At 36.9% G+C, this 520-nt stretch carries 1 protein-coding gene; it reads left to right on the top strand.

Features of this window, described 5'->3' with window-relative positions; all coding sequences use genetic code 11:
• The coding region (locus H8718_RS20440) for an IS30 family transposase (RefSeq protein ID WP_249334889.1) at window positions 1–520 on the top strand (520 nt) is incomplete at both ends.

Below are 520 nucleotides of genomic sequence, written 5' to 3'. Positions count from 1 at the left end.
CAAAGGGGCATGTTGAAACACGTGGAAAAATTCGTATCAGCTATCCTATAGAAGAACGTCCTGAGATTGCAAATAATCGTGAACGTATAGGTGATTGGGAAGCTGATACTGTTGCTGGTCAAACAGGTAAAGCTTGTCTTGTAACCCTCACAGATAGAAAAAGTAGGTTTCTCTTATGTGAAAAAGTAGCTAAAAAAGCTTCTCATGAAGTATCTGATAAAATGATAAAAATGCTATCAAGTCAACCTAAAGAAACAATTACACCAGATCGAGGCAAGGAGTTTGCCCAACATAGCAAGATTACTAATGCGTTAGGAGGCATTCCTTTCTATTTTCCAGCACCACATCATCCATGGGAACGTGGTACAAATGAAAATACGAATGGACTTCTACGAGAGTATTTTCCTAAAAGTATGGATATAACGGATACTCCCGATAATGTCATTCAAGAAAAAGTATTAGAGTTAAATAAACGACCTCGTAAATGCTTAAACTGGAAAACACCCTATGAAGTATATTA

It is taken from the genome of Zhenhengia yiwuensis, assembly GCF_014384995.1.
GTDB classification, from domain to species: domain Bacteria; phylum Bacillota; class Clostridia; order Lachnospirales; family Cellulosilyticaceae; genus Zhenhengia; species Zhenhengia yiwuensis.
This window is presented reverse-complemented; position numbering and strand designations above follow the sequence as displayed.